Origin of the sequence: Alteromonas algae (assembly GCF_049117195.1) — a bacterium.
Taxonomy (GTDB): Bacteria; Pseudomonadota; Gammaproteobacteria; order Enterobacterales; family Alteromonadaceae; genus Alteromonas.
Window position 1 is genome coordinate 90,362 of the sequence record NZ_CP185260.1, and the last position, 16,501, is coordinate 106,862.

A 16,501-nucleotide genomic window follows, 5' to 3' on the forward strand; every position below is an offset into this window, starting at 1 on the left:
TAGTAATTAAATCTAACTTCAGGAACGAACTTATTCGTCACGACTAATCACGTGATGGTTTTCGTGAAAAATCTTTTTTTATTTCGGTTACAACGTTGTTGAATGTGCGCTTAGTAACTTGTTTCTGTCTAGCATGTTCCTCATCTGGGACATTCCAAAATATCTTGTCTCGAGTAACTTCCAATATATCGCTCTCAGGGTCTATTAGGTCAGTTAAGGCATCATCATTTACTGCTTTTCTTAGAATAAGCCATAGTTCTGATGCACTTTTGTTGGGAGCGTAACCTATTAGGTTAGAAACAATACGCTTGGTTTTAGACCCTCTCGCATAATAGTCAGTCAATTTTTCTTCATTAAGCCTATTAGGTTTAACCTTTGGATCAACTTTTTCGACCTTAAACCTTTCAGAATGCGGCTTATACGGCTTGTTTAAGCCTATTAGGTTAAGCGCAACCAAATCATCGTGAAGTATGCAAGCATCGGAAAAGTTAAGCGTAAATTCGTCACAATAGAGTTCTTGAGCATTTCCCTGCTCGAGCTTCTTTGAAAACGGATTTTCAATTTCATCGTTGCCGTCACCAAAAGACTTAAGCATATCGAAAAACGCTACTCCGACTGCTGCGCTTGATGGTTGTAACCTAGGATAATTTTTGACTAGATACGTTTTGTCTTTGAGGTCTTCTATCTTTTGAGGTGAACATTTAGAAATTTCGCTGTTGGGCGCTTTAATTGCAAACGGATAGTTGTGCGAGTATGTACCAGAGTTTAGCTTCCTAATTTCGAGCGTTTTAGTTTTAATCTTAGTCTTTGTGAAAAGCGCTGCTGAGTGTTCGTTAGAAGCTGAAAACACACCACTTAACTTGCCATGACCAACAAATTCAAATGCAACATGATTAGCTGTGCCAATGATGAATTGCTTCTCTTTGAACAAAAACGATAACTTTAAAGAGTTTTGTTCAACATGATATCTGAGTTCGTCCCTTGTGATACGGTGATGGAACTCTAGCTCTCCCAGTCTGTAATAAACTTTATTATCCATAATATGCTTCAATCATATTTTTTTGTATTAAAGCACATTCAATACAGTAAGTGCGATAAGAAGAGTAACAAGTGTATTAAAAGCATGGTGTTAGGAGTAGTGTTAGACCTTATGAAATTCAAGAAGACTGTTGAGAAAAGGAATATCTAATGAAGGTAACGGAAACACTGAAGAAAGACATATCGCATTTTGAACGAGTTTATGACGAAAATAAGGAGGCAAAAGCGCTAGCGAGTCGAGGTGATTTTCTCCTTAAATTTCCAATAGACGCCATAAAAGACTTAAAAATTGAGGACTATGTTACAGGAAGAGGTACTGCTTCATTCTGCAATTACGTTGAGGCAAAGACTAAGGCGTGGGCAACAATTCAGGGCTCAACTTCAATCAAGTTTGGTGTTTATTATGGAAAAATGAAGCCCGATGAATCAAAGAAGTATAGATTTGCAAAGAAATTTGGCTCAAACCATAAAGAAGCCTTTCTAAGTGTCAAAAGTGCCCTAATGAAACTAATCAAGGATGCTAAAGCCGAAAGATATAAGGAAATTGATAAAAATCCTCTATCCCAAATGTTCAAAGCGAAAGTGATAAGTCTTTATTTTCCGAAGCAATACATAAACATTTGTAGCGAAGAGCACATCGCACAACTTGCCGTAGAAATTGGGCTAAAAAAGGGGCTCCCAATTAGTGAATATCAGCACTTATTTCTGAAGTATAAAAGTGCTAATCCTCTTACAGCGAATTGGAGTAATCCAAAATTCATGTCGTTTCTCTACATGAAGTATATTCGTGAGAACTTATATACAGATGCTAGCTCTATTCTCTCTAAGCCACTTAAGGACTCTGACAGAGAAGTTGACTTTGATGAGCTTCAGAAAGTTAGAAATGATCTAGGAAAGATAAGTGAGGATTTCGCTCTCGACTGGGAAAAAAATAGGCTGCGAGGTTTAGGCCGTGAAGACCTAGCAAACAAAATAAAAGACAAAACAAAGAAACCAGCAAATGGCTACGATTTTTTGTCGTTCGAGGCGGATGGAAGTAGCCGTCAAATCGAGGTTAAGTCGCTAGGAATTTCAAAGGGTTTGGGTAAAGGCGGTTATAGATTTTTTCTTTCTGAAAATGAAAAGAAGGTATCGCTCAACAATAGTGAAAGCTACTATTTTTATATGGTTCAATTCGGTAAGGATATGAAGCCAGTCGATATTCATGTAAAAAAAGCTGACGAGCTTTATGAAATTGCTGAGTTATCCCCCGCTGCATTTAAAGTCATGTTTTCAATAGATAAAGAGTCGTAGCTTTTCTATTGAAGCGCCGCCTCACTGTATTTTATTGGCTGAATATTTACTGGCGTAAAAATTACCTTGTTCATGTTCTGTTTATATTTGGCTCGTAACTATTGTTTTAAATCAGGTTTTCAATCTAGTTCACGGAAGCTTATTTATAAATAATACAGTACGCAGAGGTTCAAATGGAGTTTGTTAGTAAAGCATACAGAGAGGGACAAAGGTCGGGTAAGTATTCCAGTAATCCTTATCGTAAAGGTTCCAAGGAGTACGACGAATTCGAGCGAGGCGCTACTCAAACAATTCGCTTAATTAAGGAGGCTTCATTTGGGACTGCAGGAGCGTTCTACGGTGACCCTGATGATGATGTAAGAGGTTCTGTTCCATTTAAGAAAGCTTTGAATAAATATGCGCTCGCAAGAAAAAAATAGCACTGTAATTTGACATAAGTTTATGAAAAGTAGTAACTTTATAGCTAGTTAAAACGCTTTTTAGGAATTTTAAATGAGCAACGTGGGCACACCAAAGGAAGATGCAATCGCACAAGAGAATGCTGGGCCATCTTTCACGCTTTATATGGTGAGCAGTGCATCGTCATTTTTCATAGGTCTCAATATCTATCTTTTTGCCTTAGTCTGGCCTGACAATATCTTGGATGCCATAGTTGGGGAAAAGGCTACTTATCTTGCGTTGAGCATTATGTTTATTTTCTATGGTGCTGTTTTTGGATTTTTCTTGGCAACAATGGTGACTGCGGTCAGGGCGTACAAAACTAAGGAACAAAAAGCGGAGTCACTATTAAGCGAAGCGGATCAAAAAGTAAATGACCTTGTCGAAAAAGATTTTAACTTGAGAATTCTGGAAAGAAATTTCAAACAGTTGAGTGCTTACTATCAGGAGTCACTGGCTCAGTCTTCAAAGTCATTTATATCTGCATCTACAATGTGCTTTCTTGGCTTCAGTTTACTCGCTGTTGGGATAGTATTAATGTTTTTTGGAAAGACCGAGTCGGCCTACATTACCGCTGTATCGGGTGTATTAGCTGAGTTTATCGCTTTGACCATATTTAAGGTTTTCAAAGAGAGTATCAATAAGGCGTCCGAATATCACAAAAAGCTATTGATCTCTCAAAATATGGCAATGGGAATACAGATGACAAAAAGTGTTGAAGATCAAAAAATCAAAAATGAATTGAATACTGAAATAGTTAAAGCGCTGATTCAAGACGCTAACAAATATATAAGCGCATAATCATATTAAGCTTACTGCTTTAGCCTTATGCTCAGGTGCCAAATGAGAGTACCTGAGCGTCATATCTAGAGAGCCATGCCCAAGCAACTCACGAGTTGTATTCAAATCTACACCAGCCATTACCAGTCTACTTGCAAAATGATGGCGTAGGTCATGGAAACGAAAATCTTTTATTCTCGCTTCCTCTAAGACTGTAGACCAAGCTTTCTTTATATCTTTAAGGGGTTGTTCTGGCTTTCCCTCAAAAACCCACAATGGGCTTTCACAGTCGTTTCTCCAGTTTGTTAGTGCTGACTTAGCTTTCTGGTTAAGTGGAATATGCCGAGCTTTTCCGCTTTTAGCATTTGCCGCTTCAATCGTTAGAAAATCTCGCTCTAAGTTCACGTTTTGCCATCTAAGTGAAAATAGTTCACCCCTTCTCATTCCGGTATTCATTGCCAATATCACCAAAGGCTCTAGGTAGTCGGCAAATTTTCGTGCACTTAAGTTCGGTAGAAGTGGATAGCCCCGTTCGGCTCTATGTTTGTTGCCGCTGTCTCGCTCACGCTTTATTTTAATGTCTCTTGCTGTTAATGCTTTTCTCAAACGTTCTTCTTCGTCAAAGCTTAGATAACGAATACGGCTATTGTCTTCAATTAATGGCTTTAACTTTTTTAAATCGTGGCTAGGTATAACTTCCCATTCAACAGCCCTGCTCAATACAGATTTTAAAGTGGTAAATCGCCTATTAATGGTCGCGTTGCTTTTCTTTTGGTTAAGCATTTCAGTGCGTAACTTTTCTAGCAAAGAAGCATTAATATCGCGCAATTGCATTGGAAGAAGAGTAGGGAAGTTGACCCTTAAGTTTTTTAGCTCACGCTCGCCCGTTCGTGGATATTGCGCGGTGTACCACTTTTCAAACTCCAGCTCAATAAATGCTTGAAGTGTGGTAAGCCTTGCTAGCTTTTCTTGTGCCTTTAGCTCTTTTTTGTTTTCGTGTGGGTCAACACCTTGCACAATTGACGCACTAGCCATTTTTGCAGCATCTCGCGCTTGTGCTGGTGTAATTTCTGGGTGTGTACCAAGCTTAACATTCTGCTGTCTTCCATTGTGGCGATAATACAAAAAGTAGGTCACCCTACCTTTTGGTGAGATACGCGCATGAAAGCCAGAAACCTCAGAATCGTTTAACCTTTTATCTTCAGGTTGAAGTGCATTAATGCTGCTGTTCGTTATCTTTTTCTTGAAAGGCATAGGCAAAATATGTAGCAAATATGTAGCAAAGTGAGTGATTTTGGGTGAGTTTACATGAACAAGTATGAACAAACCCTGAATGTGCTTAATTTATATAAATCAGTGGTTTATTGTTGTTTCTGGTGCATTCTTGTTCATGGTTGTTTACCGAGAAATAACCCAAAATCAGGCTCCGGAGGCAAAGGTCATAGGTTCGAATCCTATCGGGTGCGCCATTTTCTTTCTACAGTCGGGCGTAGCCCATCACTGCAAAAATCATTTTATCTTGGCGATAAAAAAGCTTAAAAGCTTGCTTAACCCCCAGTAGGCTAGTGCACTTCCCACAATACCTACTAATGAAAACCATTCGGTAAGCCACTGTGTTGCGCCGGGTTGTGCCTCAAACGATAGTGAAACTTCGCCCCCTGGGTAAAACCAAATACCAACGTCTGGATTAACCATGTGCATCAGCGACATGATAAAAATCATAATTACCCAAAAATACCCCATGCCTAGTACCAATGTTGCCAAAGCATGCATCAACCCTTTCTTTGCACTGTTTCTTAGCCCATTCCATATCGCTACAGGGTTACCTTTTGAAGCCTTCTGATACAATAATATGTCGGCAATCAAAGGTTCTAAATATTCATCAGGTGATCCAAGGTTTGAGATGGCATTGATAAGTCTCACATCTTCATTGTGATATTGAGCATCTTCACCAGCGTTAATAGGCGCGTTGGCCATCGATTCGTAAAGATGGCTGAGTATTTCTAAGCGGACATCATTTCGTTCTTCTTCTGGCAATGGTTTTAGTTTGTGAATTAACTCTCGGTCAAAGTTACCCCAAACCTTTTGCGCAGTTTCACTGCTTATTGGAAACATTTCGTTCATGCTTGCATCACCAATTTCAGAATTGAGTTATGAGTTTCAGACCAAACGCTTTTCATTATTACCAGAGTTTCTTGTCCAATCGGGGTAAGCTTATAGTACTTTCGAGGTGAACCTACCTCTTGGGTTTGCCACTCTGAAACAACGAGCCCATCCCGTTTAAGCCTATTTAACAGCGGATAAAGTGTCCCTTCTGCAACGTCAATTGACGTAACTTCTTTAATTTGCAATGCCAATTCGTAGCCGTAGGTAGTCCCTTGCTTGAGCCGAAGTAATATAATGAATTCAAGCAGTCCTTTTCGATACTGCGGTACCCACCTTTCAATGATCTTGTTTGGATCCATTGTATCAACACTGCCTCTATACTCATTGTTACTAGGCATAGTATAGCTACTTATAATTTATGTATTCAACATTTTCTTACATTTCTTGAACGCATATGAGAAATAACAACAAACACCTAAATAACAATAGTTTAAATGTTTATCTTTAGCGGAAATCTTAAGTGCTGACGAATAATTAAACTACATAGTATTGCTATCTCTATGTGCCCCTCCTATATTTACCTAGCAATACGATGTACATAGCATAAAAGGAAACGGTGAGGAAAATGATTAAATTGATAAAGCAAGCATGTTTAGTATTGGCTGTGGTTTGGCTTAGTTCGCCCGCACATGCGCAGATTACTATGGAAGAAGTTAACGGTTCATGGTTGGGTACTATGAATATTCCCGAGGGGCCTTCTCTTAAGATCGGAGTCGAAATATTTAAAAAAGCAGACGGTGAATGGGGGGGGAATATTGCGAGTTTAGATCAGGGGGGACGATATATGTTGGTGTCTAACGTCAACGCGGAAAACGGTATCTTAACTGTCCAGATGGCCAATGCCCCTGTGAGCATTACCGGTAAAATGGGTGAGAGTAACAACGTTATTGTTTCAATATTCAAACAAGGGGGTAGCGAATTCGATTTGGTACTGCATAAAGTAGATGCACTGCCTGAAATTGAGAGAAAGCAGACCCCGCAGCCTACCGATGAGTATATTCAGCAAGATGTGGCTTATCAAAACGCTCAAGATGGTACGTGGCTGGCAGGCACATTAACGCTTCCTAAAGGCAATCAAAAGCACCCTGCAATTATGCTGGTGGCGGGTTCAGGGCCTAACCATAGAGATTCATACCATGCTGGACACCGAACTTTTAAAGTGTTGGCAGACCACCTTACACGAGAAGGCTTTGTGGTGTTACGCTCAGATAAACGAGGCGTGTATAAGTCAGCAGGTAAATTTGAAGATGCGACTTTGGAAAACTTAGCGCTTGATACACAGTCGGCAGTTAGGTTTTTAAAATCACACCCACGAGTAGATTCACAGAAGCTTATTTTGATAGGCCACAGTGAAGGAAGTTTGGTGTCGGTGATGGCTGCTCAAGAAGCGTCAATACAAGGAATAGTTTCTATGGCGGGGCCTGGAATGTCTGTTCTTGATATCTTGCTATTGCAAGATCAAACAGAGCCCGCAGCAAAAGGCGCATCTAAAGCTGAAACCGATATTCTACTTAAATTTAGTCAGCGCTTTTATGCGATGGTACTAAATACTCCTTCACCTGAAGAGCGTAAAAATAAAGCGCTTATGATGTATGACAATTTAGCTGGCAGTGAAGCAGAAGTAGTGGCTAAGTGGGTCAATAAAAATAACGGTACGTTAAGTATTTCGTCGGCGCAAAGTACCTCGTTCTACGAGTTTCTACAACAAAGTCCTCTCCCTTACTGGAATCAGTTTTCAGGTAAGGCACTCGTTCTTAACGGTGGGAAAGACTCTCAGGTACCCGCCGAAGCGAATATCGCGGGTATAGTGAATGCAGTTGATAAAAGCCGTGCTGAGGTAGAAAGCCAGTTTTTTGAAGGGCTTAATCACCTCTTTCAGCCGGCTGAAACGGGGTCTATTGATGAGTATCAAAATATTGAAACCACTATCGATAACGACGTATTGTCTGTGATATCAACATGGCTGAAGCAAAACTTTCGCTAACCGCCAGGCCAATGAAAGTAAGAAGCAAAGACCTAAACAAAAAGGAATGTATTAGATGTATAGAAATAATCTTCTCACGATCACGCTTTTGACGTTGGTGACTTCACTACTCGGTTTTACCGTGGCGAGTAAGTTTGCTTTGGCAGAGGCATCTAATGCGGGTTCGACGACCTCTATTGTTTATGGCTTTAAAGAGGGCGATACAAAATCGATTTATGTTAGTGATGAACATGGTCAGAATCGCACCCAGCTTGTTAATGCGACAGTAAGTGACGGTTACCCGGCGGTGTCTCCGCTGGGTGACAAGGTCGCTTTTTATGGAAAATATGACGATTACAAGACCTGGTCTATTCATATCGTTGATCTGGACGGTAAAAACCTTCGCCGTTTAACCCATGTGAAAAATGTGTGGGATAGTGCGCCTGCTTGGTCGCCCGACGGCAGTAAGATTGTCTTTGCTCGAGAGTACAAAAATACGGCTGGCCAGTGGCAAGAAGAACTCTGGCTTATGAATAATGATGGGACTGAACAGCGCCAAATAACGGGGGTAGCAGGTAGGGCACCAGAGTTTTTCCCCGATGGCCGGTTACTTTTTCAATCGCAGGCTAAGCCAAGACAAATCGTTATGGCTAACATTGACGGCAGCAACCAGATTGCGCTGACCGATGATGACTCAGATAGCATGTCACCAAAGCTTTCACCCGATGGTAGGCATATTGCGTACTTATCGAACAAAGATATTTCTCAGGAAGTTTATATTATGAATGTCGATGGCTCAGGCCAAACACGATTAACATTCAACTTCATTGAAGAGTGGGGCCCTGCTTGGTCTTCAGATAGTAGTAAAATCTACTTTTCCTCTCAAAACGTTCATGGGTTCTACGATATTTACCATGTAAACAAAGATGGCTCATCTATTGAAAAAATACTATCGAATAGCTCTCAAGCGGCGACATTTCCCTTCGACAGTGGTGGTAACCAGTAACGTCTGCGCGTCAGTTTAGCCATCAAACACGCCTAAGCATCAACGCGTTCACTTGTTTTAAAAACATTTGTGAGATCGAAAACTTCGTGTTAGTTTTACATCTAAGTGATAATCATTATCATTAACATTTAAAACTAACTCAAGTACGACGGTCTTATGAAACTTTCAAAAATTGCTCTCGCTTTACTTTTTTCTAGTATCAGTACGTGCTCTTTAGCTAATAGCGCTGAAGAAGCCGACTTCGAACAAATTACGGTTACCACTTCTCGTTTTGAAACAGATATTGACGAAATTGCCTCTAGCGTAACGGTTATCGATGCCACCCAAATGGATAAAATGGTTGCTACGGATATTCGTGATCTAGTGAGATTTGAGCCGGGTGTGGTTGTTGAAGGCGGCGGGCGGTTTGGCCTATCAGGTTTTAACATTCGAGGTATTAACGCCGACCGCGTATTAATGCTGCTAGATGGCGCACCCATAGCCGATGAATTTAGCTTTGGTCCAGGGCTTTCAGCGCGTCGAGATTTTATCGATGTTGATATGATTGACCGCGTTGAAATTATCCGCGGCCCAGCGTCTACCCTATATGGCAGTGATGCAATTGGCGGTGTTGTGTCGTTCGTAAGCAAAGATCCCACTCAGTTACTCGCACCCGGTGAGCAATTTGGTGGTCGCGTTAAAGTAGGTTATGCGTCGGTGGCCAATGAACGCATGGCGAATGCGCAGCTGTATGGGAATAATGGCGATTGGCAATGGCTGTTGAATGCAACGGCTCGCGATGGTGCGCAAACAGAAAATTTCTTTGATGGTCAAGGCACAGGCCTTCAGCGCAACGCAACAAACCCACAAGACAACACTACCAACAGCGCACAGTTAAAACTTATCTATCAGCCAAATGAAACGCATAGAATGGAGTTTCTTGCTGATTACCTTAAAGGCGACACGCAAACCAATGTGTTGTCGCAAGTCGACACATTGGTACGTGGTGTGCGCATTACCGACAGCCAAGGCGTTGATGAGCGCAATAGAACGCGTTTTCAAATTAATCACACATACAGCAATAGCACACCATGGTTCGATAAAGTACTAACCCGTGTTTATTGGCAAGAAACCGATAACGCCCAAGCTACGTTTGAGGGCCGCTTTGGTGCGGTGTCGAGACAAGAACCCACACCGGTTGCGTTAGGCAGAACAAGAAATAGCGAATTCAACCAAACCGTAGAAGGCGTTATTGTGCAACTGGATAAACAGTTCACAACTGGCGATGCTAAGCACTACCTTATATACGGCAGCGAACTGCAATACACCGACAGCGAGTCGTTACGTGAGGGAAGCACCTTTGTTGAAGCAACCGGCGTAATAGTGCCCGAGTTTTCAGCATTCCCCGCACGAGACTTTCCTATCTCTGAAGCCAAAGAGCTGTCTTTCTTCGTTCAAGATGAAATTACGCTACTGGGCGGCGATTTAACCCTTAGCCCCGGCATTCGTTATGACGAATTTACCTTAACGCCGTATCCCGATGCTATTTTTACCAGCGCCAACCCTGGCGTTTCAGTGGTGGCGTTCGATGACTCGCAAGTATCATTAAAACTGGGGGCAGTTTATAGCCTTAGCGACAACACCACACTATGGCTTCAGTTCGCAGAAGGGTTTCGTATTCCACCATTTGATGACTTAAACGTAGGGTTCACCAACTTTGCTGGCGGCTATACATCGTTACCTAATCCTAATTTAGCCCCTGAAAGTGTGGAAAGCTGGGAGGTAGGCGTTCGACAAGCCCTCGATGCGGTAAGCTGGAGCGTAAGCGCTTATCACAACAACTATGACAACTTTATTGAGTCTAGAGCAACGGTTGGTTTTAACCCTGTAACGCAGTTACTAGAGTTTCAAGCAAGAAACCGTGAAACGGTAACCATTGAAGGTATAGACGCACAGTTTACATGGTTTATGGGCGAGTCCTTCTCGGCCCTAAATGGGTGGGCATTACAAGGTGCGCTTACGTGGTTAGAGAGCGAAGATGAGGCTACCGGACAAGAAATAGAGTCTATTCTTCCGCCGCAGGCCGTGGTGGGTATTGGCTATACCGACAGTAATGATGTGTGGTCGGTAGAGTTTATAGGCACCTTTGTGCAACGTTTTGACTCTCAAACCCAGCCAACAGACCCTGCTGAACCCGCTTTGTTTGAAGCCCCCGGGTATGCGCAATTCGATGTGTTAGCTAACTACAACGTAACCGACGACTTCGCCATAAACCTCGGTGTATTTAACCTATTCGACCGTAAAAGCTGGAACGGCACCGAAGTACGCGGTGTTGAAATAGGTCAGGCCAATAACCTTAATTTTTTAACACAGCCAGGTATTAATGCGGCAATGAATGCCACTTACACCTTCTAAGCTGTGCTGCACCGCTGACGTGTCTAGTTATTCTATTTAGATAGCTTGGCACTTCAGCACATCACACGGCTTTTACATAAAACAGACATCACTACTTCAGACATTTTTTACCTCTATCGGAGCCTACTGTTATGAACATTCGACAGCGTATTACCACTTCAGTTGTTTTTATATTTTTAACCGTTGGTTTAAACGCTAGCGCACAGGCTAACTTACAGCATAAACCAAAGCTTATTACCGCCGGTGGCACCATTACCGAAATTGTTTTTGCACTTGGTGCCGGAGACCAAGTGATTGCGGTTGACCAATCAAGTCAGTTTCCTGATGAAGTAAAGCAGCTCCCTATGGTGGGTTACTACCGAGAGCTTGCGGCCGAAGGGGTGTTGTCGTTTGCACCCGACAACGTGCTGGCTATTGAGGGAGTAGGGCGCAAAGAGGTGGTAAAACAAATAGAAAGCACCGGGGTTAAGGTGGTTATTTATAAAAAGCCTACTGATGCTGACGGTTTAATTTCGCTTATACAACAGTTGGGCCGCGACCTTGATAAAAACGCAGAAGCGCAAGCGCTTGTTGCAGCCTTTACCGCGTCGCTTCCAAAGCCAAGTACAGGTAACACTGCTAAAGCGGTGTTTCTGCTATCGGCCTCTGAACGCGGGCTAATTGCTGCCGGTACGGAAACCGTTCCACAATTAATTTTTAACTACGCGGGTGTTGAAAATATTACGGCGCAACACCGAGGTTTTAAAGGCATCAATAGCGAAGCGCTTGTCTTGCAACAGCCCGATTTTTTGGTAGCGCCTGAGCATGTAGTCATGGGGGCGGGCGGTAAAGAAAAGTTCTGTCAAAGCCCATCCCTTTCGTTATTAGAAGCGGCGAGAGACTGTCGGCTTCTAATCATGGACTCGCTTAAGTCACTTGGCATGACACCCAGGCTGGCCGAAGCCATAGCTACCGTAAAAAGCTGGAAGCAGAAAAACTGATGAACAGCCTTATCTTTTCACAACAGACGGGCGTTAACGCACGGCCAACTACATGGTTTCAACATCACCAGAAAAAGGTATTGTTTTGGTTGTTGGCGCTATGTGTAATGCTGGTTGTAGCGGGTATTGCATCGCTAAGTTTTGGCCCTGCAGGGTGGGACGTTCGTTTATCTGTTGCCTGGTTTCTCCCCAATGCGTGGTTAGACATAAGCCAGCTTCAGCTTAATATTATTAGTGAAATACGCTTACCGCGCCTTTGTCTTGGCTTGCTTGTGGGCGCAGTGTTAGCGCAAACCGGCGCGGCCACGCAAGCGCTTTGTAGAAACCCATTGGCAGACCCTTCCGTTATTGGCGTTAGCTCGGGGGCAGCGGTTATGGCGGTTGGCACTATTGCCCTTGGCCCATTACTGCAAGCGCAGTGGGGAATTAACGCGGGTGTGCTGCTTCCCTATGCCGCGTTCGCGGGTGCATTACTCGCCACATTACTGGTGTATCAATTCGCTCAAAGTGCGCAGGGCGTGCAGGTTACCTCGCTTATTCTCGTGGGGGTTGCCATGAATGCGCTTGGCTTTGCGCTTATCGGCTTATTAAGCTTTTATTCCGACGACAGTGCACTGCGCCTCATTAGCTACTGGACCATGGGGTCGCTTGCGGGGGCAAACTGGTCTTCACTTACACAGGCAATGCCATTGCTGTTACTGAGTTTGATTGGCTTATGGAGCAAAAGACAGAAAATGAGTTTGCTGTTGTTAGGCGAAGCCGAAGCGAAGTACATGGGCGTAAATATTAAGCAGGTAAAAAACCAAATTGTTATTTTTGTGGCCATTGGCGTGGGTGCCGCCGTTGCACTTACTGGTCTTGTGGGGTTTCTTGGGTTAGTTATTCCTCATTTATCGCGCATTTTGGTGGGCGCTAACCTTAAATACATGATGCCAATTAGCATGCTATTAGGGGCCTTGGTGCTGCTAACGTCTGACTGGATTGCCAGAATTATTGTTATTCCTGCTGAACTGCCTATTGGCATTGTTACCGCCATTATTGGTGCCCCCGTGTTTATCTGGATGTTGCGGCGCCAACTAATGCCAAAACGTTAAGGGGAAACTAAAATGACAACTATGCTTACCTTAAAGAATATTACGGTACAGCGCGGTCAGCGCCGTGTGCTAAATAACATTAACTGCACCATACCCGAAGGCAAACTGGTAGTGCTGGTGGGAGAAAACGGCGCAGGAAAGTCTACGCTTATTCATACCATGGCCGGAAACCTAAAATTTGACGGGCAACTTCATTTTAAAGCACGTGCTATTAATGAGTGGGACGACCTGTCTTTGGCAGGTTATCGCGCGGTGATGACTCAACAAAATGCCTTAAATTTTCAATTGGGCGTGCCTGAACTTATTGCCATGGGGCGTTTCCCCATTGCTGAAACACAGCAGCAAAAACAACAAAGGGTGGCAGAATTTATAGACCACCTTGCGCTTAATCCGCTGGCCGACCGACATACGGGGCAGCTTTCAGGTGGAGAACTGCAAAGGGTGAATATTGCCCGAAGCTTTGCACAGCTTGATGCGTTTAACCCTCGACATGCACAATCAAAAAAAGACGGCAGCAAATTACTCCTGTTAGATGAGCCTACGTCTGCACTCGACCTGCATTTTCAGCATCATTTAATGCAGCTAGTAAAAGCCTTCACCAAAATGGGTAACACCGCCATTGTGGCAATACACGATTTGAACCTTGCTTCGTTATATGCCGACGAAGTAATGCTGTTAAGTGCTGGCGAATTGGTGAGTTACGGGCCTAAAAACTCGGTATTAACCCCAGACTTACTCGAGCCTGTGTATCGCACCCAGATGCATATTCAGTCTCACCCAGACCTACATATTCCAATGATTTTTTCTCAACCTAAGGAGAACCTGAATGAGAACGCAAGCATTAACTGAGGCTAAAGCACTACTTCGCGCCTGTGAAACCGGCGTAATTTCAACCATTTCACACAACTTGCGTGGTTACCCCTTTGGGTCGGTGTCTCCCTTTATCAGCTGCAGCGAAGGTAAGCTTTATTTCTACATTAGCGATATTGCGCAACACGCAAAGAACTTAGAAAAAGACAGCCGTATGAGCTTAACCGTATTTCATCAAGCAGAAGAAGGCGACCAAAATGCGCATGGTCGAGTAACGGTTGTAGGTGATGCTGCGCCTATTAAAGGCGACAAAGCCTCGCAGATACTAGAACAATATGTACGTCGATTCCCTGAAGCCGAAACGTACAAACAAGCGCACGACTTTAATGTGTGGCAAATGGATGTGGTGCGTGTTCGCTATATTGGTGGGTTTGGTAAAATTTTCTGGCTAGAACCAGAAGAATGGCAAGCGCCTGCTAGCCCATGGGGTATCGAAGCCGAGAAAAATATGATTGACCATATGAATGAAGACCATCAAGACGCCATGTCGCTTATTTTAGGGCATCATCATGCAATTCAAGACGACACACCCACTATGACAGGCATTGTGAACGACGGTTTTTATATCCACTCGAACAATAAAAACTATTATGTTCCGTTTGAAAATAGATGCACTGAACAAGGCAGCGCCCGAACCGAATTGGTAAGGCTTACCAACCGCGCCAGAAAAGCGCAGGCTGCATAATCTAAGGTAGTAAAGGTAGACGGCCTACTACTAACAAGTAGCGAGGCCGTTACTGACTAAAGCGCCGTAAAACCGCCTTCTATCATTAGCTGGTGGCCTAATAAAAATGACGATCTATTAGAACTTAAATACATAACGCCATCGGCAATATCTTGTGCCTCGCCCAAACGGCCGATGGGGTGGGCACGCATAGCGACTTGCGCTAATTTAGGGTCTTTTTCTACTGCGCGTTTTGTCATTTCGGTATTAATGACCCCAGGGCATACAGAGTTTACGCGAATACCTTTACGACCATATTCGACGGCCGCCGTTTTTGTTAGGCCTACTACCGCGTGTTTTGTCGCGCCATAAATGCCCATTTTAGGCGATGACACTATGCCTGCAATCGAAGCGGTATTCACAATCACACCACCACCTTGCTTCATCATTTGTTCAATTTCGTACTTTAAGCAAAGCCACACCCCTTTTACGTTCACTGCCATTAGGGTGTCGAACATGTCTTCGTCTGCATCGGCCAAATAGCCGTGATCTAGGTCGATGCCTGCGTTATTAAAGGCAATATCTAAGCGGCCGTAATGTTCTACTATCGAGGCAACCATGGCTTTCACATCTGCCGACTTCGACACATCAGCTTTTATCACTAACGCCTCGCCACCCATGGCGCGTACTTCATTAGCAACGGCTTCAGCCCCGGCCTCATCAATATCTGCAATGGCCACTTTGGCTTTATTTTTGGCGTACTCTAAAATGGTCGTGCGGCCTATACCAAAGCTTCCGCCGGTAACTAATGCTACTTTGCCTTCTAAATCTTCGTACATGGTGTGTCCTTATTTAATTCTAACTAAGCCTTCTTGGGCTACTGACGCTACTAATTCGCCAGATTGCGTGAAAATACTGCCGCGGTTAAGCCCACGACCGTTGCCAGACCATGGCGTATCCATGAGATACAACAGCCATTGGTCTGTTTTTATGTTGTTGGAATGAAACCATACGGTGTGGTCGATGCTAGCGGTGGCAACGTTGCTGTCCATCCATAACATGTTGTGGGGTCGACCACAGGTACTAAGCAGGGTTAGGTCTGTCGCATAGGCCAATATTGCGCGGTGCATCGCCCCGTCGCTTTTCAGTGCCTCTTTTGCACGAAACCATGTAGCTTGGTTTAGTTTCTTAGCGCTGCGTAAAAAGTGGGCTTCCTCATTAATTGGGCGAACCTCTATTGGCCTATATTGGTTTAGCATTGAATACACGTTGTCGGGCAGCACGGCTTTGTGTTTTTCCGCTAGCTGGTTTTCATTTAACAGATTATCTGGCGGCGGCATATCATCAGGCATAGGTATTTGATGATGGTACCCCTCTGCTTTCCCTTGAAACGACGCAATTAAATTAAAAATCGGCTTATTATTTTGCGTGGCGACTACCCGGCGATTACTAAAGTTTCTACCGTCAAGGTCGCGGTGTACCGTGTAATGAATGGGCTGTTCGCAATCACCTGGTCGAATAAAGTAATTATGGCAAGAGTGTACTGCCTTGCTACTGTCTACCGTTTTAGACGCAGCCATCAGCGCTTGGCCTAACACCTGCCCGCCAAATACCCGGCCAGATGAAGACGGCAATTTATGCCCTAAAAACACATCGTTTTCTAATGAATCGACATCCAACAAATCGGTTAATAAATACGTTGCTGATAAGCCTTCCATAAACACACACCCACAATCACTGACGACACACCTTGTACGTACGATGCACAAACTGCTGTTAATTTTTTGAAAACAAATTGTTATCAATTGCTTATTA

16 protein-coding genes are annotated in these 16,501 nt (G+C 43.5%); 10 read left to right on the top strand and 6 right to left on the bottom strand.

Annotated features, from left to right (window positions below):
• Nucleotides 1-43 precede the first annotated feature (43 nt).
• A complete protein-coding gene (locus ACOJRU_RS00425; protein ID WP_421133099.1) occupies nt 44-1,039 on the bottom strand; it encodes a hypothetical protein in 996 nt (331 codons plus the stop codon).
• A gap of 149 nt (nt 1,040-1,188) precedes the next feature.
• Between ACOJRU_RS00425 and ACOJRU_RS00430 the strand changes: the two genes are divergently transcribed.
• From ACOJRU_RS00430 to ACOJRU_RS00440, 3 genes are all read left to right on the top strand, one after another.
• Nucleotides 1,189-2,331: a DUF3883 domain-containing protein gene (locus ACOJRU_RS00430; protein ID WP_421133100.1), complete on the top strand. Its 1,143-nt coding sequence runs from the start codon at nt 1,189-1,191 to the stop codon at nt 2,329-2,331.
• A gap of 173 nt (nt 2,332-2,504) precedes the next feature.
• A complete protein-coding gene (locus tag ACOJRU_RS00435; RefSeq protein WP_421133101.1) occupies nt 2,505-2,750 on the top strand; it encodes a hypothetical protein in 246 nt (81 codons plus the stop codon).
• Between the two features lie 73 nt (nt 2,751-2,823).
• Complete coding sequence (locus ACOJRU_RS00440) at nt 2,824-3,570, top strand: TRADD-N-associated membrane domain-containing protein (protein WP_421133102.1); 747 nt, start codon at nt 2,824-2,826, stop codon at nt 3,568-3,570.
• Here the strand turns inward: ACOJRU_RS00440 and ACOJRU_RS00445 are convergent, their stop codons facing one another.
• The 3 genes from ACOJRU_RS00445 to ACOJRU_RS00455 all read right to left on the bottom strand — a co-directional run bounded on the left by ACOJRU_RS00445 (nt 3,571) and on the right by ACOJRU_RS00455 (nt 6,053).
• Nucleotides 3,571-4,803, bottom strand: a complete 1,233-nt coding sequence (locus ACOJRU_RS00445) for a tyrosine-type recombinase/integrase (RefSeq protein WP_421133103.1) — start codon at nt 4,801-4,803, stop codon at nt 3,571-3,573.
• 255 nt (nt 4,804-5,058) lie between these two features.
• Nucleotides 5,059-5,673: a hypothetical protein gene (locus ACOJRU_RS00450; RefSeq protein WP_421133104.1), complete on the bottom strand. Its 615-nt coding sequence runs from the start codon at nt 5,671-5,673 to the stop codon at nt 5,059-5,061.
• Nucleotides 5,670-6,053: a PadR family transcriptional regulator gene (locus ACOJRU_RS00455; RefSeq protein WP_421133105.1), complete on the bottom strand. Its 384-nt coding sequence runs from the start codon at nt 6,051-6,053 to the stop codon at nt 5,670-5,672. The genes ACOJRU_RS00450 and ACOJRU_RS00455 overlap by 4 nt, the downstream gene beginning before the upstream one ends.
• Nucleotides 6,054-6,280: 227 nt before the next feature.
• Between ACOJRU_RS00455 and ACOJRU_RS00460 the strand changes: the two genes are divergently transcribed.
• The 7 genes from ACOJRU_RS00460 (at nt 6,281) to ACOJRU_RS00490 (ending at nt 14,707) form a co-directional block, all read left to right on the top strand.
• The gene (locus ACOJRU_RS00460) at nt 6,281-7,699 is read left to right on the top strand and encodes an alpha/beta hydrolase family protein (protein ID WP_421133106.1); all 1,419 of its coding nucleotides are present in this window, start codon (nt 6,281-6,283) and stop codon (nt 7,697-7,699) included.
• 55 nt (nt 7,700-7,754) lie between these two features.
• Nucleotides 7,755-8,684 carry a TolB family protein gene (locus tag ACOJRU_RS00465; RefSeq protein ID WP_421133107.1) on the top strand — a complete coding sequence of 310 codons (930 nt, stop codon included), beginning with the start codon at nt 7,755-7,757 and terminating at the stop codon, nt 8,682-8,684.
• 156 nt (nt 8,685-8,840) lie between these two features.
• Complete coding sequence (locus ACOJRU_RS00470) at nt 8,841-11,078, top strand: TonB-dependent hemoglobin/transferrin/lactoferrin family receptor (RefSeq protein WP_421133108.1); 2,238 nt, start codon at nt 8,841-8,843, stop codon at nt 11,076-11,078.
• Nucleotides 11,079-11,209: 131 nt separating this feature from the next.
• A complete protein-coding gene (locus tag ACOJRU_RS00475) occupies nt 11,210-12,058 on the top strand; it encodes a heme/hemin ABC transporter substrate-binding protein (RefSeq protein ID WP_421133109.1) in 849 nt (282 codons plus the stop codon).
• Entirely contained in the window at nt 12,058-13,152 is a 1,095-nt protein-coding gene (locus tag ACOJRU_RS00480) for a FecCD family ABC transporter permease (RefSeq protein ID WP_421133110.1), read from the top strand. Before ACOJRU_RS00475 ends, ACOJRU_RS00480 begins: the two co-directional genes overlap by 1 nt.
• A 12-nt stretch (nt 13,153-13,164) precedes the next feature.
• Nucleotides 13,165-14,001: a heme ABC transporter ATP-binding protein gene (locus tag ACOJRU_RS00485; protein ID WP_421133111.1), complete on the top strand. Its 837-nt coding sequence runs from the start codon at nt 13,165-13,167 to the stop codon at nt 13,999-14,001.
• Nucleotides 13,979-14,707: a HugZ family protein gene (locus tag ACOJRU_RS00490; RefSeq protein ID WP_421133112.1), complete on the top strand. Its 729-nt coding sequence runs from the start codon at nt 13,979-13,981 to the stop codon at nt 14,705-14,707. The genes ACOJRU_RS00485 and ACOJRU_RS00490 overlap by 23 nt, the downstream gene beginning before the upstream one ends.
• Before the next feature lie 56 nt (nt 14,708-14,763).
• Here the strand turns inward: ACOJRU_RS00490 and ACOJRU_RS00495 are convergent, their stop codons facing one another.
• Nucleotides 14,764-15,525, bottom strand: a complete 762-nt coding sequence (locus ACOJRU_RS00495; RefSeq protein ID WP_421133113.1) for an SDR family oxidoreductase — start codon at nt 15,523-15,525, stop codon at nt 14,764-14,766.
• Between the two features lie 9 nt (nt 15,526-15,534).
• Nucleotides 15,535-16,404: an acyl-CoA thioesterase gene (locus ACOJRU_RS00500; protein ID WP_421133114.1), complete on the bottom strand. Its 870-nt coding sequence runs from the start codon at nt 16,402-16,404 to the stop codon at nt 15,535-15,537.
• Nucleotides 16,405-16,501: the final 97 nt, after the last annotated feature.